At 73.6% G+C, this 20,720-nt stretch carries 21 protein-coding genes and 1 riboswitch; of the genes, 10 read left to right on the top strand and 11 right to left on the bottom strand.

All coding sequences use genetic code 11. The features are described from left to right. Positions 1-41: 41 nt before the first annotated feature. Positions 42-980, bottom strand: coding sequence for an SIS domain-containing protein (locus D7318_RS12605; RefSeq protein WP_120697026.1), 939 nt, complete (start codon positions 978-980; stop codon positions 42-44). A 23-nt stretch (positions 981-1,003) separates the two neighbouring features. Between D7318_RS12605 and D7318_RS12600 the strand changes: the two genes are divergently transcribed. Both D7318_RS12600 and otsB read left to right on the top strand, forming a co-directional pair. Then, a complete protein-coding gene (locus D7318_RS12600; protein WP_120697025.1) occupies positions 1,004-1,273 on the top strand; it encodes a DUF3263 domain-containing protein in 270 nt (89 codons plus the stop codon). A gap of 10 nt (positions 1,274-1,283) precedes the next feature. Continuing rightward, positions 1,284-2,105 carry a trehalose-phosphatase gene (otsB, locus tag D7318_RS12595; protein WP_120697143.1) on the top strand — a complete coding sequence of 274 codons (822 nt, stop codon included), beginning with the start codon at positions 1,284-1,286 and terminating at the stop codon, positions 2,103-2,105. A gap of 15 nt (positions 2,106-2,120) precedes the next feature. Here otsB and D7318_RS12590 read toward each other — a convergent pair whose 3' ends face one another. Continuing rightward, complete coding sequence (locus D7318_RS12590) at positions 2,121-3,542, bottom strand: alpha,alpha-trehalose-phosphate synthase (UDP-forming) (protein WP_120697024.1); 1,422 nt, start codon at positions 3,540-3,542, stop codon at positions 2,121-2,123. Between the two features lie 89 nt (positions 3,543-3,631). Beyond that, positions 3,632-4,597, bottom strand: a complete 966-nt coding sequence (locus D7318_RS12585; RefSeq protein WP_120697023.1) for a glucosyl-3-phosphoglycerate synthase — start codon at positions 4,595-4,597, stop codon at positions 3,632-3,634. A 243-nt stretch (positions 4,598-4,840) separates the two neighbouring features. Beyond that, a riboswitch (SAM riboswitch) is annotated at positions 4,841-5,005 on the top strand. A 16-nt stretch (positions 5,006-5,021) separates the two neighbouring features. Between D7318_RS12585 and thrC the strand changes: the two genes are divergently transcribed. From thrC to D7318_RS12560, 5 genes are all read left to right on the top strand, one after another. Next, positions 5,022-6,335, top strand: a complete 1,314-nt coding sequence (thrC, locus tag D7318_RS12580; RefSeq protein WP_120697022.1) for a threonine synthase — start codon at positions 5,022-5,024, stop codon at positions 6,333-6,335. Further along, the gene (locus tag D7318_RS12575) at positions 6,332-6,607 is read left to right on the top strand and encodes a MoaD/ThiS family protein (RefSeq protein ID WP_120697021.1); all 276 of its coding nucleotides are present in this window, start codon (positions 6,332-6,334) and stop codon (positions 6,605-6,607) included. The genes thrC and D7318_RS12575 overlap by 4 nt, the downstream gene beginning before the upstream one ends. Before the next feature lie 439 nt (positions 6,608-7,046). Then, a complete protein-coding gene (locus D7318_RS12570) occupies positions 7,047-7,250 on the top strand; it encodes a cold-shock protein (protein WP_004986573.1) in 204 nt (67 codons plus the stop codon). 334 nt (positions 7,251-7,584) lie between these two features. Next, a complete protein-coding gene (gene groL / locus D7318_RS12565; protein WP_120697020.1) occupies positions 7,585-9,213 on the top strand; it encodes a chaperonin GroEL in 1,629 nt (542 codons plus the stop codon). Between the two features lie 163 nt (positions 9,214-9,376). Further along, the gene (locus tag D7318_RS12560) at positions 9,377-9,862 is read left to right on the top strand and encodes a hypothetical protein (RefSeq protein ID WP_120697019.1); all 486 of its coding nucleotides are present in this window, start codon (positions 9,377-9,379) and stop codon (positions 9,860-9,862) included. Positions 9,863-9,896: 34 nt separating this feature from the next. Here D7318_RS12560 and murQ read toward each other — a convergent pair whose 3' ends face one another. Beyond that, positions 9,897-10,805, bottom strand: a complete 909-nt coding sequence (gene murQ / locus D7318_RS12555; RefSeq protein WP_120697018.1) for an N-acetylmuramic acid 6-phosphate etherase — start codon at positions 10,803-10,805, stop codon at positions 9,897-9,899. Between the two features lie 47 nt (positions 10,806-10,852). Further along, on the bottom strand, positions 10,853-11,797 hold the full coding sequence (locus tag D7318_RS12550) for a MurR/RpiR family transcriptional regulator (protein WP_230423676.1): 945 nt from the start codon (positions 11,795-11,797) through the stop codon (positions 10,853-10,855). 108 nt (positions 11,798-11,905) lie between these two features. On the opposite strand from D7318_RS12550, the gene D7318_RS12545 reads away from it, so the two are divergent. From D7318_RS12545 to D7318_RS12535, 3 genes are all read left to right on the top strand, one after another. After that, the gene (locus D7318_RS12545; protein WP_120697142.1) at positions 11,906-12,274 is read left to right on the top strand and encodes a hypothetical protein; all 369 of its coding nucleotides are present in this window, start codon (positions 11,906-11,908) and stop codon (positions 12,272-12,274) included. After that, positions 12,271-12,531, top strand: coding sequence for a DUF4031 domain-containing protein (locus tag D7318_RS12540; RefSeq protein ID WP_120697016.1), 261 nt, complete (start codon positions 12,271-12,273; stop codon positions 12,529-12,531). The genes D7318_RS12545 and D7318_RS12540 overlap by 4 nt, the downstream gene beginning before the upstream one ends. Before the next feature lie 90 nt (positions 12,532-12,621). Next, a complete protein-coding gene (locus D7318_RS12535; protein ID WP_230423694.1) occupies positions 12,622-13,884 on the top strand; it encodes a Cmx/CmrA family chloramphenicol efflux MFS transporter in 1,263 nt (420 codons plus the stop codon). Here the strand turns inward: D7318_RS12535 and D7318_RS12530 are convergent. The 6 genes from D7318_RS12530 to D7318_RS12505 all read right to left on the bottom strand — a co-directional run bounded on the left by D7318_RS12530 (position 13,812) and on the right by D7318_RS12505 (position 20,404). After that, on the bottom strand, positions 13,812-14,426 hold the full coding sequence (locus tag D7318_RS12530) for an HD domain-containing protein (RefSeq protein ID WP_329604576.1): 615 nt from the start codon (positions 14,424-14,426) through the stop codon (positions 13,812-13,814). The two genes, D7318_RS12535 and D7318_RS12530, sit on opposite strands and share 73 nt — an antisense overlap. Before the next feature lie 73 nt (positions 14,427-14,499). Continuing rightward, the gene (locus tag D7318_RS12525) at positions 14,500-14,895 is read right to left on the bottom strand and encodes a RidA family protein (protein ID WP_120697141.1); all 396 of its coding nucleotides are present in this window, start codon (positions 14,893-14,895) and stop codon (positions 14,500-14,502) included. A gap of 41 nt (positions 14,896-14,936) precedes the next feature. Continuing rightward, a complete protein-coding gene (locus D7318_RS12520) occupies positions 14,937-16,982 on the bottom strand; it encodes a HelD family protein (RefSeq protein WP_230423675.1) in 2,046 nt (681 codons plus the stop codon). A gap of 166 nt (positions 16,983-17,148) precedes the next feature. Next, complete coding sequence (locus D7318_RS12515; protein ID WP_230423692.1) at positions 17,149-19,008, bottom strand: tetratricopeptide repeat protein; 1,860 nt, start codon at positions 19,006-19,008, stop codon at positions 17,149-17,151. 504 nt (positions 19,009-19,512) lie between these two features. Next, a complete protein-coding gene (locus tag D7318_RS12510) occupies positions 19,513-20,142 on the bottom strand; it encodes a DUF6879 family protein (RefSeq protein WP_120697012.1) in 630 nt (209 codons plus the stop codon). Then, entirely contained in the window at positions 20,135-20,404 is a 270-nt protein-coding gene (locus D7318_RS12505) for a hypothetical protein (protein ID WP_120697011.1), read from the bottom strand. Before D7318_RS12505 ends, D7318_RS12510 begins: the two co-directional genes overlap by 8 nt. Between the last annotated feature and the right edge of the window lie 316 nt (positions 20,405-20,720).

The raw sequence follows: 20,720 nt of genomic DNA, 5'->3' as shown, positions 1-20,720 counted from the left end.
TCTAGTCCACTACACGGAGATCGCGTTCCGGGAACGGCGGATCAGCCCGGCAGGACGACCGAACGCGTCAGATGGCGCGGCCGGTCCGGGTCGAGACCCCGCGCCATGGCCACCGCGACCGCGAGGCGCTGGGCCGCCACGAGCCGCGCCATCGGGTCGGCGGCGGGCTCCTCTGCCAACGTCGCGCCCGTGGCCGCGACATCGTCGGCCAGCCCGTCGGGCGCCGCCCCGAACACCCACACCGCGCGCCCGGGCGCCGCGATCGACACGGGCCCGTGCCGGTACTCCATCGCCGGATACGCCTCCGTCCACGCCCCGGCCGCCTCCCGCATCTTCAACGCGGCCTCGAGCGCGAGGCCGTACCCCCAGCCCGTGCCGAGGAACGTCCACTGATCCGCCGCGAGCAGCTCGGGCACCGGCTCCGCGCCGAGCGCCGCCTCCGCGTCGACCGCCGCGGCCGCCACGGCGCGTTCGCCGCCCGGCAGGCCCGCGCGCAGCAGCGCGAGCGCCGTCGTGGCGAAGCGCGTCTGCACCACCGACTCCTCGTCCGCCCACGCGAGCACCGCGACGTGCCCCGCCGCTCCGACCACGGGCGAGTCCTGGTCCGCGGTCAACGCCACCACCCTCGCGCCCGACCCGGCCGCGCGCAGCGCGCCGAGCAGGTCGAGCACCTCCGTCGTCGTGCCGGAGCGCGTGATCGCCACCACCCGGTCGTACGCGCGCCCCACCGGGAACTCCGACGCGGCGAACGCGTCCGTCTCGCCCTCACCGGCCGCCTCGCGCAGCGCCGCGTACGCCTGCGCCATGAACCACGACGTCCCGCACCCGGTCACCGCGACCCGCTCCCCTGGGCGCGGCAGGACATCGGCATACGCGGACCGCTCCCCGAGCGCGCGGCGCCAGCACTCCGGCTGGGTCGCCAACTCGACGGCGGTACGGGGACCTTCGGGAAACGGGGAACGCGGCTCTCTCGTCGACATGCCCCGCAGCCTAGACTTCCGCCGTGACCGGCGGCAGTGAGCGCGGGGAGCGCGACCAGCGTCACGAGGGGGGCCTGTCCGAGCGGGAGCGGGCCGTCCTCGCGGTCGAACGCGCCCCATGGCCGGGCCCCGGCGCCAAGGAGCGCGCGATCAGGGACCGCCTCGGCATCTCGCCCACGCGGTACTACCAGCTGCTCAACGCCCTGCTCGACGACCCGCGCGCGCTGGCGCACGACCCCGTGACGGTGAACCGCCTGCGGAGGCTCAGGGAGGCGAGGCGCCGCCGCCGGTAAGGTCATGTACATGGGCAGCCTTCCCGTACCCACCACGGACGCCGGCCGCGCCGGACTCTCCGCTCTCCTCGACCAGCCGGAACGCGCGCTGATCGCCCTCGACTTCGACGGCACGCTCGCTCCCATCGTCCCCGACCCCGAACAGGCGCGACCCCACCCCGCCGCCGTGCCCGCGCTCGCGCGCGTGGCCGGGCGGGTCGCGGTGGTCGCGATCGTCACGGGCCGCCCCGCCGAGGTCGCCGTGCGCCTCGGCGGCTTCGAAGGGCACCCCGAGCTCGCGGGCCTCGTCGTGCTCGGCGCCTACGGCGCGGAGCGCTGGGACGCGGCCACCGGCGAGCTGAGCACCCCGCCCCCGCACGAGGGCGTCATCGCCGCGCGCGCCGAACTCCCCGGCCTGGTCGCCGAGTCGGGCGCGTTCGTCGAGGACAAGGGCAACGCGCTCGCCGTCCACACCCGCCGCGCCCCCGACCCCGCGGGCGCGTTCGCCGCGTTGCGCGAGCCGCTCGCCGCGCTCGCCGCCCGCCACGGCCTCGCGGTGGAGCCTGGCCGCCTCGTCATCGAGCTGCGCCCGCCGGGCAGCGACAAGGGCGCCGCCCTGAAGGCCCTCGCCCGCGAGACGGACGCCCGCGCGGTGCTCTACGGGGGCGACGACCTGGGCGACCTGGCGGCGTTCGCCGCGGTGGCCGCGCTGCGCGAGCGCGGCGTCGCGGGCCTGCGCGTGTGCAGCGGCAGCGCCGAGGTCGCGGAGCTGGCCGCGGCGACGGATGTCACGGTGGAGGGCCCCGAGGGGATCGCCGATCTCCTGACGGCCCTGGCCGAACGTTTCGGCTGAGAAGCCAGGGCGGGCCTACGCCCGCAGGGCCTCGAGCTGGTCCAGGAACCACGCCCGGGGCGGGAGGGCCGTGGCGGCGGCGGCCAGCCGCTTGCCGCGCTCCTCCCGCTCCTGGTCCGAGAGCGAGAGCGCCATGTGCAGCGCCTCGGCGGTCCCCGCGATGTCGTACGGGTTCACCATGAGGGCGTCGTCGCCCAGCTCCGCCGCCGCGCCCGCCTCGCGCGACAGGACGAGCGCGCAGCCGCGCTCGGAGACGACGGGGACCTCCTTGGCGACGAGGTTCATGCCGTCGCGGATGGGGTTCACCAGGGCCACGTCAGCCATCCGGTAGGCGGCCAGCGAACGCGCGAAGTCGTCCTTCACATGCAGCACCACGGGCGTCCAACCCTCCGCGCCGAACGCGGCGTTGATCTCGTCGGCGACCCGCGAGACCTCGGCGGTGTAGTCGCGGTAGACGGCCAGGTCCTGGCGCGAGGGGTAGGCGAACGCCACGTGCGTCACGCGCCCCCGCCACCACGGCCTGTCGGTCAGCAGGCGCCGATAGGCCAGCAGGCCGCGCACGATGTTCTTCGACAGCTCCGTGCGGTCCACGCGCACGATCGTCCTGCGGTCCCCGACCTGCTCGCGCAGCGCGGCGAGGCGCTCGTCCACGTCGGGACGGAACGCCCGCTCCCGCAGGAAGTCGCCGTCGGCGCCGAGCCCGTGGACCCCGAGGCGCGTGGTGCGCCCTTCGAACGTCACGCCCTCGTCGGTGACCTCGGCGCCGAGCAGGTCGGCGCAGCAGGCGGCGAACGCGTCCGCCCAGCGCCGGGTCAGGAACGCCGCGCGGTCGGCGCCCAGGATGCCGAGCAGCACCTCGCACGCCACCACGTCGGGCAGCACACGGAACAGCTCGGGCGGCGCCCATGGCGTGTGCGAGAAGTGGCCCACCCGCACGTCCGGCCGCCGCTCCCGCAGCAGCCAGGGGACGAGCGAGAGATGGTAGTCCTGCACCAGGACGGCCGCCCCCGGCGCCGCCTCGTCGGCGAGCGCCTCGGCGAAGGCGGCGTTGTACGCGCGGTAGTCCGCCCAGCGCGCCTCGAAGTCGGCGTCGAAGACCGGCTCGAACGGCGTCTGGTACAGCAGGTGATGGACGAACCACAGCACGGAGTTGGCGATGCCGTTGTACGCGGCGTCGAAGGTGAGGGGCGGGATGTCGAGCATCCGGACCGCCTGACCGCCCGTGTCGGCGAGGTCGAGGCGGGGCCCTGCGCGGCGGGCGGCCTCCCGGTCGCCGTCGCCGAGCGCGGCGCACACCCATGTCCCGGCGCCGGGGCCGAGCGCGCTCAGCCCCGAGACCAGGCCGCCGCCGCCGCGCTTGGCGGTGAGCGAGCCGTCGTCGCCGAGCGTGTAACTCACGGGGCCGCGGTTCGACGCGACCAGCACCTGTCCCGTCACGCGCGGAGGCTAGCCAATCCCACGCGGCACGAAACGTGTGCCTCGTCACAGCGGACACACGTTTCACCGAATCGGGCCAGCTCGCCCATTCAGGCCGCCCTGCGCACGGCGTACTCGGGAACGGTGGCCATCGGCGGGCGTTCGTCCGCGTCGATCGGGTGCGTCTGCGGCGCGAACCCGCCGTCGTCCGTCCGCTCGAACTGGGTCAGCCCGAGACGGATGGGCATGACGGACCCCGGCAGCCTGCTCTGGGCGGTCCGCAGGATCGCCGCGGCCATCCTGCCGAGCGCCTGGCCGTCCTGGTGGCGGTGCTTGCGCACCCCCACGTCGACCTGGCCGACGGCGTCGAGGCCCGCGAGGTGCAGCGTGTCGATCAGCATGCCGAGCTCCACGCCGTACCCGACGGGGAACGGCAGCCGCTCGAGGAGCGAGCGGCGGCCCGCGTACTCCCCGCCGAGCGGCTGGACCACCCCGGCCAGCTGGGGCCAGTGGAGGTTCAGCAGGGGGCGCGCGACCAGCTCGGTGACCCGGCCGCCCTGGCGGGCACCTCCGGGGTTGTCGCCGAGCGGGCGGTCGTACATCGCCTTGACCAGCTGCACGTCGGGCTCGGTGAGCAGCGGGCCGAGGATCCCGTAGACGAACCGTGACTCGAAGTCACGCAGGTCCGCGTCCACGAAGCAGACGATCTCGCCGCTGGTGGCCAGCAGCGAACGCCACAGCACCTCGCCCTTGCCCTGCACGGTCGGCACTCTCGGCAGGATCTCGTCGCGGTGGACGACCTTCGCGCCCGCCGCCGCGGCCACCTCCGATGTGCGGTCGGTGGACCCGGAGTCCACCACCATCAGTTCGTCGATCAGTGGCACGTCCTCCATCAGGTCACGCCGGAGCGTTTCCACGATGGCGCCCACGGTCGCCTCTTCGTTCAGCGCGGGGAGGACCACGCTGATACTGCCGGCCGCTCCAGCTGCCCGCTTCGCGTCCAACAGCTGCGGCAGCGGGCGGTCAGCGGCTTCCCAGGACCGGCGGCTCAGCCACTCCTTAGCCTCTTCCAGCACGAATGTCGCTCCTGTTCGCGTTCGGCCACATTTAACCTGTATGGCCGTATCTGCCCCTTCCTGGCGGAGTCCGAACCCAACGCTGGCAGGTTTCTGCGTCGATTCCCGTGGTCTCCCGCGCTGTCTCGCGGATCGGACGGCCCGGGCCATTGTGCGGGCCGTCCGTTACAGTCTTGAACAGCCCAGGTGTCCTCCGCATATCGGGGGGCCGATGCCCGGGCCCGGCAGTGGACAACTTCATACAGCTCATCCAGAGGGGCAGAGGGAACGGCCCGTTGAAGCCCCGGCAACCCTTCCGCCGGATCTCGCCATCCGAGACGGTCGCGTCAGACCGTCCATCGCGCGACCACCGGTGGGGAAGGTGCCAATTCCGGCCTGCGGCGAGAGACGTCGCGGGGAAGATGAGGAGAGGGGCCTCGCACCCATGCCTGTCCTGTCAGAAGCCGCTTCCACCCCCGGTACGCCCACCCCCGACACATCCGCGGTCGTCGACCTGGGGCCCGCGTCGGCGCTCTCGTGCCGCGAGTGCGGGGAGCGCTTCCCCCTCGCCCCCGCCTTCGCGTGTACGAGCTGTTTCGGGCCGCTCGAAGCGGCCTACGACCTCCCGCTCGGCGACCCCGAGGGCCTGCGCCGCCGCATCGAGGCGGGTCCCGCGAGCATCTGGCGTTACGCGCCGCTGCTCCCCGTGCCCGCCGACGTCGCCGACAAGCCCAACCTCGCCCCCGGCTGGACCCAGCTCGTCAAGGCCGACCGGCTCGCCGCCGAGCTCGGCGTGACGGGCGGCCTGTATGTCAAGGACGACTCGGGGAACCCCACGCACTCGTTCAAGGACCGCGTGGTCGCCAACGCCGTCGAGGCCGCCCGCGCCTTCGGCTTCACCACGCTCTCCTGTTCGTCCACCGGCAACCTCGCGGGCGCCGTCGGCGCCGCCGCCGCGCGGGCGGGGCTGCGCTCCTGCGTCTTCATCCCGCACGACCTCGAGCAGGGCAAGGTCGTCATGGCGGCCGTCTACGGCGGCGACGTGGTCGGCATCGAGGGCACCTACGACGACGTCAACCGCTTTTGCAGCGAGCTCATCGGCGACCCCGCGGGCGAGGGCTGGGGCTTCGTCAACGTCAACCTCCGCCCGTACTACGCCGAGGGCTCCAAGACGCTGGCGTACGAGATCTGCGAGCAGCTCGGCTGGCGGCTGCCCGACCAGCTCGTGGTGCCGATCGCCTCGGGGTCCCAGCTCACCAAGATCGACAAGGGACTGCGCGAGCTGATCGCCACGGGCCTCGTCGAGGAGAAGCCCTACAAGATCTTCGGCGCCCAGGCCGCGGGCTGCTCGCCGGTGTCCCAGGCGTTCAAGGCCGGTCATGAGGTGGTCAGGCCCGTTCGTCCCGACACCATCGCCAAGTCGCTCGCGATCGGCAACCCCGCGGACGGGCCCTATGTGCTGGACATCGCCCGGCGCACCGGGGGCGCGGTCGAGGACGTGAGCGACCCCGAGATCGTCGACGCGATCAAGCTGCTCGCCCGCACCGAGGGCATCTTCGCGGAGACCGCGGGCGGGGTGACCGTGGGCGTGACGCGCAAGCTGATCGAGGCGGGCGCGCTCGACCCGTCGCTCACGACGGTCGTCCTCAACACGGGTGACGGCCTCAAGACCCTGGACGCGGTGGCCCCGACCACCGGCCCCACCGCCATCATCCGACCGAACCTCGACTCGTTCCGAGAGGCTGGCCTCGCATCATGAGCGTAACTGTCCGCATACCGACCATCCTGCGCACCTACACCGACGGTCAGGCGGAGGTCTCCGCCGAGGGCGCGACGCTCGGCGAGGTGCTCGCCGACCTGGAGGCGCACCACAAGGGGATCGCCGCGCGGGTGCTCGACGACGAGGGCAAGCTGCGCCGTTTCGTGAACGTGTACGTGAACGACGACGACGTCCGTTTCGCCGAGGGCCTCGGCACGGCCACGCCCGACGGGGCGGGGGTCTCGATCATCCCGGCGGTCGCCGGAGGCTGACGTTCCGCGGGCCCGCCGCCCCGCCGAGCCTTCGGGCCTTCGGGGGCGGCGGGGCCCCGCCGGGGCGCTAGAGTGGCGGGGCCGCCCGGCGGCCCGTTCCCTCCCCGCGGCGCCCCGCGCCCGTGCCACTCGCATGTGAATTCGCGACAGCGACGCAAAGAATATGCTCGGATTGGGTGCACCAATTGTCGGGTTGGCACTTTTGGGGCGCGGGAAAAGATTCAACTTTCATGTATTTTGAGCCTTTTGCCCGTTCTGTGGCTCCAAGAATTCTCCCTCGAATGGCCTGTTGCACTGGGCGTCCGTCCAGATACATTCAGCGGCGGTCGACGCGTTCCGGCACACACCCCCCGACCGCCCGGGGGTGGGGTCTGAGAGGTCTGACCCGGGCCCGCGAAGTGCGGTCTCGTGAAAGGGCCAGCAAAATGGGGAGTTAGGAATGGCTCAGGGCACCGTCAAGTGGTTCAACGCGGAGAAGGGCTACGGCTTCATCGCGGTAGACGGTGGTGCGGACGTGTTCGTCCACTACAGCGCGATTCAGATGGACGGCTACCGCACTCTGGAAGAGGGGCAGCGGGTCGAGTTCGAGATCTCGCAGGGACAGAAAGGTCCACAGGCCGACATGGTCCGAGTGACCGCCTGAACCGCCGACCGTACCGCGGCGTCACGCAGGGCCCGCACCCCCGTCACGGGGGCGCGGGCCCTGCGGCATGCGAGGGCGCTGCTGGGGGTCCCCCCAGACTTCGTCCGGGAGGTGCCCCCAATCTCCTCCCGGACCACTCGGTCACGCTTGCACTCGCGGGGGGAGAGTGCTAATCATGGCGTTAGCACTCTGAAGGTGAGAGTGACAAGCAAGGACCGGTTCGGTGAGGTCCGGGGGCTGGGTGGCGCAAGGAGCCGCCGGGTCCGGGGCCGTCCGTCGCGGGCGCCAGCGCGGTCCGGAGCAATCCACCCCAGTCCTGGGAGGACCACTTCACATGGCCAAGATCATCGCGTTCAACGAGGAGGCGCGGCGCGGCCTTGAGCGCGGGATGAACCAGCTCGCCGACGCCGTCAAGGTCACGCTCGGCCCCAAGGGCCGGAACGTCGTGCTGGAGAAGAAGTGGGGCGCCCCCACCATCACCAACGACGGTGTGTCGATCGCCAAGGAGATCGAGCTCGAGGACTCCTACGAGAAGATCGGCGCCGAGCTCGTCAAGGAGGTCGCGAAGAAGACGGACGACGTGGCCGGTGACGGCACGACCACGGCGACCGTGCTGGCCCAGGCGCTGGTCCGCGAGGGCCTGCGCAACGTCGCGGCCGGCGCCAACCCGATGGCCCTCAAGCGGGGCATCGAGGCCGCCGTCGAGAAGGTCTCCGAGGCCCTGCTGAACCAGGCCAAGGAGGTCGAGACCAAGGAGCAGATCGCCTCCACCGCCTCCATCTCCGCGGGCGACACGCAGATCGGCGAGCTGATCGCCGAGGCGATGGACAAGGTCGGCAAGGAAGGCGTCATCACCGTCGAGGAGTCGCAGACCTTCGGGCTCGAGCTGGAGCTCACCGAGGGCATGCGCTTCGACAAGGGCTACATCTCGGCCTACTTCGCGACCGACATGGAGCGCATGGAGGCGGAGCTCGAGGACCCGTACATCCTCATCGTCAACTCCAAGGTCAGCAACGTGAAGGACCTCCTTCCGCTGCTGGAGAAGGTCATGCAGTCCGGCAAGCCGCTGCTGATCATCGCCGAGGACGTCGAGGGCGAGGCCCTGTCCACCCTGGTCGTGAACAAGATCCGCGGCACCTTCAAGTCCGTCGCCGTCAAGGCCCCTGGCTTCGGCGACCGCCGCAAGGCCATGCTGGGCGACATCGCGATCCTCACCGGCGGCCAGGTGATCTCCGAGGAGGTCGGCCTCAAGCTGGAGAACGCGACCCTGGACCTCCTGGGCCGCGCCCGCAAGGTCGTCATCACCAAGGACGAGACCACCATCGTGGACGGCTCGGGCGAGAGCGCGTCGGTCGAGGGCCGGGTCAACCAGATCCGCGCCGAGATCGAGGCGTCCGACTCGGACTACGACCGCGAGAAGCTCCAGGAGCGCCTGGCGAAGCTGGCCGGCGGCGTGGCCGTCATCAAGGCCGGTGCCGCCACCGAGGTGGAGCTCAAGGAGCGCAAGCACCGCATCGAGGACGCGGTGCGCAACGCCAAGGCCGCCGTCGAGGAGGGCATCGTCGCCGGTGGTGGCGTGGCCCTGCTCCAGGCCGGTTCGGCGCTCGAGAAGCTGGACCTCGAGGGCGACGAGGCGACCGGCGCGGCCGCCGTCAGGCTCGCGCTCGAGGCCCCGCTGAAGCAGATCGCGGTCAACGCCGGTCTCGAGGGCGGCGTCGTGGTGGAGAAGGTGCGCAACCTTCCCCAGGGCCACGGCCTGAACGCCGCCACCGGCGAGTACGTCGACCTGCTGGCCGCGGGCATCCCCGACCCGACCAAGGTCACCCGTTCCGCGCTCCAGAACGCCGCCTCCATCGCGGCGCTGTTCCTCACCACCGAGGCCGTCATCGCCGACAAGCCGGAGAAGGCCGCCGCCGGCGCCGGCGACGCGGCGGGCGGCATGGGCGGCGGGATGGACTTCTGAGTCCCCCTGCCCCTGCCGCCGCCTGGCACGGCTCAAGGGCGGTACCCCCTCGGGGGTGCCGCCCTTCGGCGTGCCCGGGCGCGGGGGCGTGTCCCGGCGGGGCGTGCGGGTACTCGGGGCGCGTGACAGGTGGGGGGACACGGGGGTTCCTGGAGGAAAGTCCATGCACGCGATCACCAAGGGTCTGCTGGCCGGTGCGGCCGGGACGACGGCCCTGAACATCACCACGTACGGCGACATGCTGATCCGCGGCAGGCCCGCGAGCGGCACCCCCGACGAGGTCGTCGGCGAGCTGGCGTACCGGACGGGGATCAGCCCGGGCGACCCCAAGCACGGGCCCAACCGGGAGACGGCCATGGGCGCGCTGTTCGGCTACGCGACGGGCCTCGCCGTGGGCGCCGCGTACGGGGCGATGCGGGACCGCGGCGGGCGGATGCCGCGTTGGCTGGCCGGGCCCGCGCTGGGGGCCGCGGCGATGGCGGGCAGCGACGTGCCCGCGGCGTCGCTCGGCGTGACCAGGCCGACCAGCTGGGGCACGCGCGGCTGGGTGTCGGACATCGTGCCGCACCTGGTCTACGGCGCGACCACCGCCATGGCCTACGAGGCGATGCCCGCAAGGCGCGGGCTGCTGCGGCGCCGGGCCGCCTGAGCGGGCGCGTTCACTCGCGGGTCCACCCGCGCGTTCACCCGCGGGCCGCCGCGAGGGCGGCCCGCAGATGGCCGCGGGACTCGCTCAGCAGGCGGTCGGCGGTCGGCGCGTCCACGTCCCCGAGGATCGTCAGGATCGCGTGCTTGACCTCGCCGCCCGTGGCGGTGAGCGCGGACTCGATCGCCTCGGCGGGCGCGCCGGTGGCCAGCTCGACGATGCGGCGCGAACGGGCGCGCAGCTTCTCGTTGGACGCCCTGACGTCGACCATCAGGTTCCCATAGGTCTTGCCGAGCCTGATCATGCTGATCGTCGAGATCATGTTGAGCACGAGCTTCTGCGCGGTGCCCGCCTTGAGGCGGGTCGAGCCGGTGATCAGCTCGGGCCCCACCACGATCTCGATGCCGAACTCGGCCGCCGCGGCGAGCGGCGAGCCCGCGTTGCACGAGAGGCCGATCGTCAGCGCCCCCTCCGCCCTCGCGTGCTCGACCGCGCCGACGGCGTACGGCGTGCGGCCCGAGGCCGAGACGCCCACCACCACGTCGTCAGGGGTGAGGCCCCGGGCACGCAGGTCGGCGGCCGCGAGGTCCTTGCTGTCCTCGGCGCCCTCGACGGCGGAGACGAGCGCGGGCGGGCCGCCCGCGATGAGGCCGACGACCTCGCCGGGGTCGGTGTTGAACGTCGGCGGGCACTCGCTCGCGTCGAGCACGCCGAGGCGCCCCGCCGTTCCCGCGCCCAGGTAGAGCAGGCGGCCGCCGCTGGCCATGCGCGCGGCGGCCGCGTCGATCGCGGCGGCGATGCGCGGCAGCTGCGCGGCGACGGCCCCTGGGACCGTCGCGTCCCCGGCGTTCATGGTGCGGGCGATGTCGAGCGTGGGCAGCTGGTCGATCTCCGCCAGCTCGGGCCGGTACGCCTCGGTGGTCAGCGAATCGAACTCGGTGGACATGCGGGAGCGGCTCTCCGGGAGGAAGGGGGCGGCGGTGGCGCGCGCCGTCAGCGCTCGCGGGGCGAGTGGCGGTGGGCCAGCGCCTCGTAGCTGGCGTGCAGCGCCGGCGCCGCCGACTCGTAGGTGCGCTGGGCGACGCCGATGAACAGGCAGTCCACCACGAGCAGCTGGCTGGTCCGGCTCGACATGGCGGCGGGGCGCAGCTCGCTCTCCCGTGCGGTGGACGTGGTGAGCACGTGGTCGGCGTAGTGGGTGACCTCGCCGTCGGGGCGCCCGGTGATCGCCACGGTGGTGGCGCCGTGGTCGAACGCGGCCTGGAGCGGCTCGATCACGTCCACCGTCCGGCCCGAGTGGGTGATGGCGACGGCGACGTCCCCGGCGCGCAGCTGCACCGCGTTGGTCACGGCCAGGTGCGGGTCGGAGTGGGCGTGGGCTATCAGCCCGATGCGCAGGAGCTTCTGCGCCAGGTCCTGGGCGACGAGCGAGGACGCGCCGATGCCGTAGACGTCGATGCGGCGGGCGGTGGCCAGCGCCGCGACGGACGCCTCGAGCTGACCCAGGTCGAGGGCGCCCGCCGTGTCGGACAGCGTCTGCCGCTCGTCCTGCGTGAGCTTGGCGACGACCTCGCTCAGCGGGTCGTCCACGGAGATGTCGGCCGTCACCGCGGGGGCGGCGCCCGACGCCTGCTGGGCGGCGAGCCCGGCCAGGGCCAGGCGGAGGTCCCGGTACCCGGGGTAACCGAGCAGCCGCGCGGTGCGGACGACGGTCGCCTCGCTCGTGCCGGTCCGCTCGGCGAGCCCGGTGACCGTCAACGCGGCGCAGCCCGCGGGGTCACCCGCGACCGTCTCCGCCACGCGCTGCATGGAGCGCGTCATCGAGGGGGCCATGGTGCGCACCTTCGCGGCCAGGGCGCCCGGCTCGGGAGGCGCGGGTCGGGGCGTCACGGCGACGGGTCGGGGTCTTCCGGCCCGGCGGACGAAATTTTCCTTCATCGCATTCCTCACAGGGTGAAACGTATTTTCGAGCCGAGCGGTCCGTCAAGACCTCCGGGGCGCTCGGACGGGTCGGAAAACGGCCGCGACTCTGGTGCAATGGTCGGCATGGAGCAGCCGACTTCGGAAGAGGCCCTGCACCGGGGCAGGGCGCTGGTGCTGGCCGACCTCGTCGCGGACGGGGTGGCGGGGCCTGAGGAGGTCTCCATGCTGGAGGAGGCAGTCTCCCACCGCCGCTGGTGGTGCGACCAGTGGCCCGCGGGCGCGGTGTTCGTCACCGGGCTGCTCGCGCAGGACATCCAGGACGCGCTGCTGGCGCGGCACGGCAGGTGGCCGCTGTGCCAGGAGTGCGACCTGGCCGAGGAGCCGCACGCGCTCGACGTGGAGCCGGAGTTGGGGGAGGACCCGCACTGGGTGTGCCTCGTCACGGGGCGCGCGGTGGCCGCCGTCGGCTCGCTCGCCGGGGTGCGCGGGTGACCGTGTACATCGACCCGCCGACCTGGCCGGGGCACGGGCGGATGTGGTCGCACCTGGTCAGCGACGCGTCGTTCGGCGAGCTGCACGCGTTCGCCGAGCGCCTCGGCACCCCGCGGCGGGCGTTCGAGCGCGACCACTACGACGTCCCGGCCGAGCGCTACGCGGACGCGGTGGCGCTGGGGGCGGTCGAGGTGGACAGCAGGGAGCTGGTGAGCCGCCTGACCGCGGCGGGCCTGCGGCGCAGAAAGCGGGGTTGAGGGGGAATGGGGGCGGGGTGGAGGGGTGTTGAGCGGGGCGTGGCCGAAGCGTCCGTAGGTGTGCCGTCATCGCCCGCGCCGAGCGCCAGGCTGCCCGTCGCGGTGCTCGTTCTCGGTGCCGCTGTGTTTGCGCTTGGGACGTCTGAGTTCATGCTGTCCGGGCTGCTGCCCGAGGTCGCCGACGACCTCGACGTGTCCATCCCCACCGCCGGGCTGCTGATCTCGGCGTTCGCGATCGGCATGGTCGTCGGCGCGCCCCTGCTCGCCGCGGCCACGCAGCGGCTGCCGAGGCGGCTCACGCTCGTGTGGCTGCTCGCCGTCTTCGCCGTGGGGCATGTGGTGGGGGCGCTCGCGCCCGCGTACTGGGTGCTCTTCCTCTGCCGGGTGGTGAGCGCGCTCGCGTGCGCCGGATTCTGGGCCGTGGGCGCCGCGGTCGCCATCTCGCTCGTGCCGGTGCACGCGCGGGCGCGCGCGATGGCCGTGATGATCGGCGGGCTGAGCATCGCCAACATCGCCGGGGTGCCGGGTGGCGCCGTGCTCGGGCAGAGCCTGGGCTGGCGTTCGGCGTTCTGGGCCGTGGCCCTGCTGACCGTGGCGGGGCTGGTCGGGGTGCTGCTCCTCGTGCCGCGTGCCGCCGAGCCCGAGGCGGACGAACGGCCGCCGCTGCGTTCGGAGTTGCGCATCTACCGAGATCCCCTGGTGTGGCTCGCGATCGCCACGACCGCGCTGTTCGCGGCGGGGACGTTCTGCTTCTTCTCCTACCTCGCGCCGCTGCTCACCGAGGTGACGGGTCTCGACGAGGGCTGGGTGCCGGTCGTGCTCGTGCTCTACGGCGTCGGCGCGCTCATCGGCACCGTCGCGGGCGGGCGGCTTGCCGACGCGCACATGTTCGGCACGCTCTACGTCGGGCTCACCGCCGCCGCCGCGGTCCTCGCGCTCGCCGCCTTCACCGCGCACAACGCCGTGGCGGCCGTGACGCTGTCCGGGCTGCTCGGCCTCGCGTCGTTCCTGTGCGCGCCGGGCCTCAACGCCCGCATCTTCAACGTCGCCACCGCCGACGCCCCCACCCTCGCCGGGGCCACCGTGACCTCGGCGTTCAACACCGGGAACACCCTGGGCCCCTGGATCGGCGGCCTGGTCATCAGCGCCGGGCTCGGCTACGCCGCCACCGCGTGGGTCGGCGCCCTGCTCGTGCTCGGCGCGCTCGTCGGCGCGTGGCTCCAGTCGCGCGCCGGGCGCGCGGGCCAGGTCGTGGCGGTGAGCCCGGCGCGTCCGGTGAGTCAGCCGGTCAGCAGGCGCAGCTCGGAGCGGACGTTGAACCGGGCGGTGGACTCCCAGCGTCCTGCGCCGTAGTCCGTCCTGAACAGCCGGGGCGCGACCAGGAGTTGGCGCAGGATCTCCGCGCGGCCCGCGCGGAAGTCCGCGTCGGGCACGAAGCCGTACTCCTGGCGCACCTCGGCCGCGTAGGCGGCGTACGCCTCGGGCGGGCCCGCGAGCACGGCCAGGTCGGCGTCGCACAGCGCCGCGCCGTTGGCGTCCCCTTCGGCGGGCGCGTGGTCCGCCGTCAGCCGGACGAGGCGGGCCACCTCGTCCCGGTCGGGGTCGGCGTCGAGCAGCGCCTCGGCGAGCCGGGCGGAGCGCTCCTCGTTGTCGGGGGCGCGCGGGTCGTACACCGCGTCGTGGCACCACGCCGCCAGCGCGACGGGCCTGACGCGCCCGCCCTCGCCCGCCGCGGTCAGCTCGTCGAGCCGGTCGAGCACCGCCGCGAGGTGCGCCCGCGTGTGGTAGCGCCGGTGCGGCTCCGACCAGCAGCGCAGCAACGCCTCCCCCACGCCGGTCCCCGGCGCGTCGGGCAGGGCGGCGAACCGGTCGAGCAGCGCGGCGTTCTCGTCCATGCGCCCCATTGTCCCCGGCGCGCGCCGGGGGCGCCCGCGCTCCCGCGTTCACGGAGCGCCCGCGCTCCCGCGCTCACGGGACGAGCGCGAACGCCTCGACCTCGAGCAGCAGATCAGGGCGGATCAGCCCGGCCACCCGCACCGCGCTGCTCGCCGGGGGGCGCGCGGTGTCGACATACGCGTCGCGCGCGGCGCGGACCGCGGGCAGGTCGTCGATGTCGGTCACGTAGTAGGTCAGCTTGACCACGTCGTCGAACGTCGCCCCGGCCGCCACCAGGCAACGGCTCAGGTTGAGGAACACCTGCCGCGCCTGCGCCCCCGCGTCCCCTGGCCCGACCAGCTCCCCGCGTTCGTCCAGCGCGATCTGCCCCGAGATCGCGACCAGGCGCCCGCGCCCGGTGACCACGTGCGTGTATCCGTTCCCCGGCACGACGCCGTCGGGCGCGGGGATGTGGGTCAGTCGGCTCATGCCGTTGTCGTTCACCACGGCATTGTCACGCGCGCGCCGCCTCAGTCGGCGAGCGGCCCCGGCAGGGGCGCCGCGTGCACCACGGCAAGCCCCGAAACGGCCCTGGTCAGCGCCACATACAGGCGGCGGAGGCCGGTGCGCTCGTCCGGCTCGCCGCTCACCACGGCGGCGGGCTCGTCCAGGACCACATGGTCGTACTCGAGGCCCTTGGCCAACGAGGCGGGGACCAGCGTCAGGCGCGCCTCGCGCGACGTCTCGTCGCCGGGGGCCAGGTGGGAGAGCCCGCCCGCCGCGAGGGCCGCGGCCAGCGCGGGAACGCGGGCGTCGGCGGCGATCAGGCCGATCGAGCCCTCGTTCTCGAGCGCCGTGCGGCACGCGAGCACGACCGCCTCGTCGAGATCGTCACGCGCCACCCGCCCGATGGCGAGCGAGCCCGCGGACTCGCGGATCGAGGTGGCCTCGTTCAGCTCGGGCGCGATCGCGGGCAGCAGCCGTGAGGCGTACGCGATGACGTCGCGCGGCACGCGGAAGCCCTGCGTCAGCTCCTCGATCACCGCCTCGCCCGCGCGCCCCTTGCCCAGGTGCGCGAGCGCGGCCGCCCAGCTCTCCGTCGCCCATGGCGTCGTCCCCTGCGCGATGTCGCCCAGGATCGTGGCCGACCCCGTGCTGCACCGCCGCCCCACAGCCCGGTACTGCATCGGCGACAGGTCCTGCGCCTCGTCGAGCACCACATGGCCGAGCGACCCGGTGCGTTCCACCAGGTCGTGGGCCTCGTCGACGAGAACGGCGTCGGCCGGGGACCAGCGCGCCGACTTCACCGAACGCGGCGGGCGCTCCCACAGGATCGCCTTCTGCTCGTCGGGCGTGAGGATCCCCTCCGCCTGCTCCGCGAGGAAGTCGGCGTCCGAGAGCAGCCGCAGCACCAGCTTCGCCGGGTCGACCTGCGGCCAGCACTCCTTCACCACCGCCTTGACCGCGGGCGTGCGCGCCACGGCGTTCTGCACCCGGTCGTCGGGCGCCTCGCCCGCCTGCTCCATCCGCACCAGCACCGCGTGCGCGACGCGCTGCGGCAGCGCCTCGCGCGCCGAGCCGTACCGCAGGTCCCGGCTCGCCAACTCCCGTACGATCTCCTCCAGTTCATGGGCGGGAACGCGCCAGCGCCGCGAGCCGCGCACCACCATCACCGGCTCGCTCGGCATCCGCACGCCGGAGCGCACCGCCCGGCGCAACACCTCGGCCATCCGCGCGTCTCCCTTGATACGCGCCGCCTCCGCGCCGTCCGCGCCCCGCACCTCGACCCGCGCCACCAGCTCGTCCACGGTGGCCTGCTTGACCTCCATCTCGCCCAGCGCGGGCAGCACCTGCTCGATGTAGCGCAGGAACGAGCGGTTCGGGCCGATGACCAGGGTGCCGCTCCGGGCGAGCCGCTCGCGGTGCGTGTACAGCAGGTACGCGACCCGGTGCAGGCCGACCGCCGTCTTGCCCGTGCCCGGCGCCCCCTGCACACACACCGTTCCGCCGAGCCCGGCGCGCACGATCTCGTCCTGCTCGGGCTGGATCGTGGCGACGATGTCGCGCATGGGGCCGACGCGGGGCCGCTCGATCTCGCGCTGGAGCAGCGCGCTGCCGGTGGCGGCCTCGGCGGGGTCGGTGAGGTGCTCGTCCTCGTACGCGGTGAGGTCCCCGCCCTCGTAGCCGAACCTCCGCCGCAGCGCGACCCCCAACGGGTCCCGCTTGGACGCCCGGTAGAACGGCTGCGACACGGGCGCGCGCCAGTCGATGACCATCGGGTCGCCGCTCGCGTCGTGGACATGGCGGCGGCCGATGTAGAAGCGGTGGCCGCTCTCACCGTCCTCGTCGAGCGACTCCTCGTAGTCGAGGCGGCCGAAGAACAGCGGCGTCCCCGCGAGGTCGGCAAGGGACCTGATCCGCGCCGCGATCTCGGAGGCGAGCACCTCGGCGTTGACCCAGTTCGCGGTGACGTCGCTGATGTCGAGCGCCTCGACGTCGCTGCGCATGGCGCGCAGGGCGGCGCGCGAGGCGGCGAGATGGTCGCGTTCGTCGTCCAGGGGGGTGCGGGCGGGCACGGCTGAGCCTCCATCGCTCGTCGGCGGCGGGTGGGTGAGGAAGGGGACGCCGTCCGGTTGCCGTCCGGACGGCTCCAGCCCCGCGCCGGTGACGGCGGCTCGGGTGGAGGCAGAGCACGGGAGCATAGGCAGCGGGAGGACCCGGCGCAAATCATTTGTGCCGCCGTCACTCCCGGGACGCGGCGTGGAGCCGCGCGCGGAGCGCGGCGGCGCGGGGGTCGTCGTCGGACGCGATCAACGTCAGGGCCCGCTCGCGGTCACCGGGGCCGCCGAGCGCCTCGAGGGCGAGGGCCTCGTTCCACCGGTCCCTCAGCTCGCGGTGTGCGGCGGCGGCGCGCCGGAGGAACGCGGCGGCCTCCTCGTCCCGCCCGAGCGCGGCATACACCTCCCCGGCCCCCTGCCAGGCCAGCGCCTCCCGGCCGCGATTCCCCAGCCGCCGATGCAGCACGGCCGAGCGCTGGAACGAGACGAGCGCGTCACCCGGCAGCCCCGTCGCGTGCTGCGCGGCGCCCAGGGCGAGGAGCCAGTAGCCCTCCAACGTGTGGTCCCTGAGGTCGAGCGCATGCTCGACGGCCTCCGCGGCCGTGCGCAGCGCCTCCTCCGGCCGACCGGTCTCCAACTCGATGGCGCTGAGGAGCCGCAGGATGTTGCCGAGACGGGCCTTGTCGCCGCGCTCGCGGTGCAGGGCCTCGATCGCGCGGGCGTCGGGTTCGGCCTCATCGGGGCGTCCCGCCTGGAACCGCACGACGGCGAGGTTGGCGCGGGCGATCGTGGCCGCGCGTTCCCGGCCCAGCTCGGTGAAGACGGCCATCGCCTCGGTGAACCGCCGTTCCGCCTCGGCGAGGCGCCGCCCGCGCAGGGCGACGACGCCCAGGAGGTTGGTGGACTCGGCCACCCCCTCCCGATCGCCCAACTCCCCCCGGATGGCGAGGGCTTCACGGTGGCACTCCGCGCTCTCGGCCAGGCGGCCGACGCGTGCGTGGCCCATGCCCACGCGTTCCATGAGCAACGCCTCCGCGGGGCGGTCGCCGAGGTGGCGAGCGGCCCTGAGCCCCAGCTCGCCCACCGGTAGCCAGTCGGCGCCGGAGGCCGAGGGGGCCTGGGCGTGCCACAGAACGGCCGCGAGCCGCCATGTGTGAGGGACGAGCCCGGCGGCCTCGGCCGCGCGCACGGCCGGGAGGAAGTTGGCGTGCTCCCGCTCCGACCAGTCCACGGCCTGGTCGTAGTCCCGGAAGGCCATGGGCGTCACGGCCTCGTCCGGAGGATCGAGCGGCAGGCGGTCCCCGCCGGGGGCGAGCCACTCCTGCGCGGCGTCGGCGGTGTGGAGGTACCAGTCGAGGACCCGGCGCAGGGCCGCCTGCCGCTCGGCGGGTGGCTCCTCCTGCCGGGCCTGCGCGGTGGCGTACGCCCTCAGCAGGTCGTGGAACTCGTAACGGTGCGAGGCCGGTTGGTCCAGGAGGTGCGCGCCGACGAGGGTGTCGAGCAGCTGCCGTGTCCTGCGCGGCGGCGCCCCGGCGAGCGCGGCCGCCGCGTGCGGCCCGAACGTCGGCCCGGGATGGAGCCCGAGCAGCCGGAACAGGCGGGCGGCGTCCTCGGGCAACGCCCGGTAGGACCAGGCGAACACGGTCCTGACCGCGTCGGCGTCCGCCTCGTCGCCCGTGCTCAGCGCGTCCCACAGCACGGACTCGTCGCGCAGGTCGGCGATCAGGTCGTCCAGCCCCGCGTGCGGGTCGCTGACGGCCCTTTCACCCGCGATCCGCAGGGCCAGCGGCAACCTGGCGCAGAGCCGGGCCAGCTCGGCCAGCTTGTCCGCGTCGTCCGCGGTCCGCCCCTCGGTGACGGCGCGCAGCAGGGCGACGGCCTCGGGTTCGGCGAGCGTGCCCAGGGTGATCCGCTGCGCGCCGTCCCGAACGGCCAGGCTGGACAGGCGGCTTCGGCTGGTCACGATGGCCAGGCACCGGCCCTTGCCCGGCAGCAGGGGGCGCACCTGGGCGACGGTGGCGGCGTTGTCCAGGAGGACCAGCATCCTGCGGTCGGACAGCAGGGACCGGTAGAGGGCCGCCGCCGCGTCCGCGTCGCGGGGGATGGCCCCCGGCGGGACGCCGAGGGCCGTCAGGAACCGGTGCAGCGCCTCCTCCGCCGCGACCGGCTCGCCCGGGTCGTACCCGCGCAGGTTCACATGGAGCTGTCCGTCGGGGAACCGGTCCTGTGCCTGGTGGGCCCAGCGCAGGGCCAGTGAGGTCTTGCCCGCGCCCGGCGTTCCCGCGATGACGCAGACGGAGATCATGCGCGGGTCCCCGTGCGCACCGGTGAGGATGGCGTCGAGCCGCTGGAGCTCGGCCTCCCGGTTCACGAAGCCCCGGACATCGCCCGGTAATTGCCGGGGCGTGTGGGCCGGGGAGTCGCCCCGCCGGTGGAAGTGGACGCCCCCGCTGATGCTTCCCGCCTGCACGACGTCACGGGAGGACCCCGACAGCTCCGAACGCGTGCCGCCGGGGTGTTCGTCGTCCTCGCCGCGCTCTCTGACGGCCTACCTCCCGGTCAGCCGTGGGGGCGGGAGCGGCTCCACACGGCGTTGGACATAGGGGATCACGTCCTCGCCGCCCGCGTAGAGCGCCTCGATGAGCGCCTCCCAGGGGGCGATGGTGTCGCGGTCGGTGAAGCGGGTCGCCCCGTCGGGCACTCCCTCGTGGGTGTAGTGCACGCGATACAGCGTCTCCCCGCCCAGGATCACCACTTCGGGGAGCGGCCCCTCGGCCTCGAGTGCCGCGACCTCACGGGCGTCCACGACCCGGATCGGCCGACCGCACTCCGCCTGGATCCGCAGGGCGTGCAACTCCCATTGGACATACGCGGTCAGCGGCTCCTCGACCACCCGGACCCGGTGGAAGGGGTTGTCCCTCTCCTCGTCCTGCCGTGTGGACTCCAGGAGGCCCTCGCGCTCCTCCTCCAGGAGCCGCAGGGCCGCATCCCAGTCCCCCCGGCGGAGCGCGTCCCTGCTGGGGTCGTTCCGCTCCTCGAAGTGCTGGAGGCGTTCGAGCTTCCAGGAGCTCCTGCCGCGGATCTCGGCGTCCTGCCTGCGGAAGTCGGCCTTGTAGTCAGGGCTGATGAGCCTTTCGCCCTGTGAGAGATCGAGGGAGGGGACGGTGAGGTCAAGCATCGGGGATGTCTTCCTTCGCGGCACTGAGCATGTTCCCTGGGATGACGACCAGCCGCTCGTCCGGGGCCAGGGTGACGCCCTCCGGAAGGCGTGCGCCGTAGGCGGCCGTGAGGTCGCGGCCTATCACCGCGACATCGCCGTTGTCGAGCTGCCAGATGTCGGGGCAGTCGTCCTTGTCCTTCGAATTCCCCAGCTCGGCCGCCGTTCTCCCCAGCCGCCGCGCGAATAACGCCGAGGGGTCAGCCTCCCACGCCCTGGTCATGTCCGCCTCCTTCGAGAGGTGTGCTCACCGCTACCCACTGTAGATCGGGCCGTGACAACAGGCCACGCCTCCGAGCGGCCCCCGCCGGCCCCCGCCGGCCCCCGCCGGGCGCCGCCGAGCGCCGCGACAACGGCCGCCGCCGGTACGACGAGCACCTCGGCGATCGGCGGGTCCACCCCGGAGACGCACGGCCGCCCCCGCGCGGGCGCGATCGGATGACCGAGCGCGTCGTGTGCCTCACGCGCGACCGCGACGCGATCGTCGGCTACCCGCCCGGGACCATGGCGTAACGGCCGGAGGACCGAGGGGCACCGGG

Origin of the sequence: Streptomyces radicis, assembly GCF_003626575.1 — a bacterium.
GTDB lineage: Bacteria > Actinomycetota > Actinomycetes > Streptomycetales > Streptomycetaceae > Streptomyces > Streptomyces radicis.
This window is presented reverse-complemented; position numbering and strand designations above follow the sequence as displayed.

Excerpts from the sequence above, each read along its gene's own strand:
- D7318_RS12605 (WP_120697026.1), bottom strand. The coding sequence starts at position 980 with ATGTCGACGAGAGAGCCGCGTTCCCCGTTTCCCGAAGGTCCCCGTACC.
- otsB (WP_120697143.1), top strand. The coding sequence starts at position 1,284 with ATGGGCAGCCTTCCCGTACCCACCACGGACGCCGGCCGCGCCGGACTC.
- thrC (WP_120697022.1), top strand. The coding sequence starts at position 5,022 with ATGCCTGTCCTGTCAGAAGCCGCTTCCACCCCCGGTACGCCCACCCCC.
- D7318_RS12575 (WP_120697021.1), top strand. The coding sequence starts at position 6,332 with ATGAGCGTAACTGTCCGCATACCGACCATCCTGCGCACCTACACCGAC.
- D7318_RS12570 (WP_004986573.1), top strand. The coding sequence starts at position 7,047 with ATGGCTCAGGGCACCGTCAAGTGGTTCAACGCGGAGAAGGGCTACGGC.
- groL (WP_120697020.1), top strand. The coding sequence starts at position 7,585 with ATGGCCAAGATCATCGCGTTCAACGAGGAGGCGCGGCGCGGCCTTGAG.
- D7318_RS12560 (WP_120697019.1), top strand. The coding sequence starts at position 9,377 with ATGCACGCGATCACCAAGGGTCTGCTGGCCGGTGCGGCCGGGACGACG.
- murQ (WP_120697018.1), bottom strand. The coding sequence starts at position 10,805 with ATGTCCACCGAGTTCGATTCGCTGACCACCGAGGCGTACCGGCCCGAG.
- D7318_RS12550 (WP_230423676.1), bottom strand. The coding sequence starts at position 11,797 with ATGAAGGAAAATTTCGTCCGCCGGGCCGGAAGACCCCGACCCGTCGCC.
- D7318_RS12545 (WP_120697142.1), top strand. The coding sequence starts at position 11,906 with ATGGAGCAGCCGACTTCGGAAGAGGCCCTGCACCGGGGCAGGGCGCTG.
- D7318_RS12530 (WP_329604576.1), bottom strand. The coding sequence starts at position 14,426 with ATGGACGAGAACGCCGCGCTGCTCGACCGGTTCGCCGCCCTGCCCGAC.
- D7318_RS12525 (WP_120697141.1), bottom strand. The coding sequence starts at position 14,895 with ATGAGCCGACTGACCCACATCCCCGCGCCCGACGGCGTCGTGCCGGGG.
- D7318_RS12515 (WP_230423692.1), bottom strand. The coding sequence starts at position 19,008 with ATGCTGGTCCTCCTGGACAACGCCGCCACCGTCGCCCAGGTGCGCCCC.
- D7318_RS12510 (WP_120697012.1), bottom strand. The coding sequence starts at position 20,142 with ATGCTTGACCTCACCGTCCCCTCCCTCGATCTCTCACAGGGCGAAAGG.
- D7318_RS12505 (WP_120697011.1), bottom strand. The coding sequence starts at position 20,404 with ATGACCAGGGCGTGGGAGGCTGACCCCTCGGCGTTATTCGCGCGGCGG.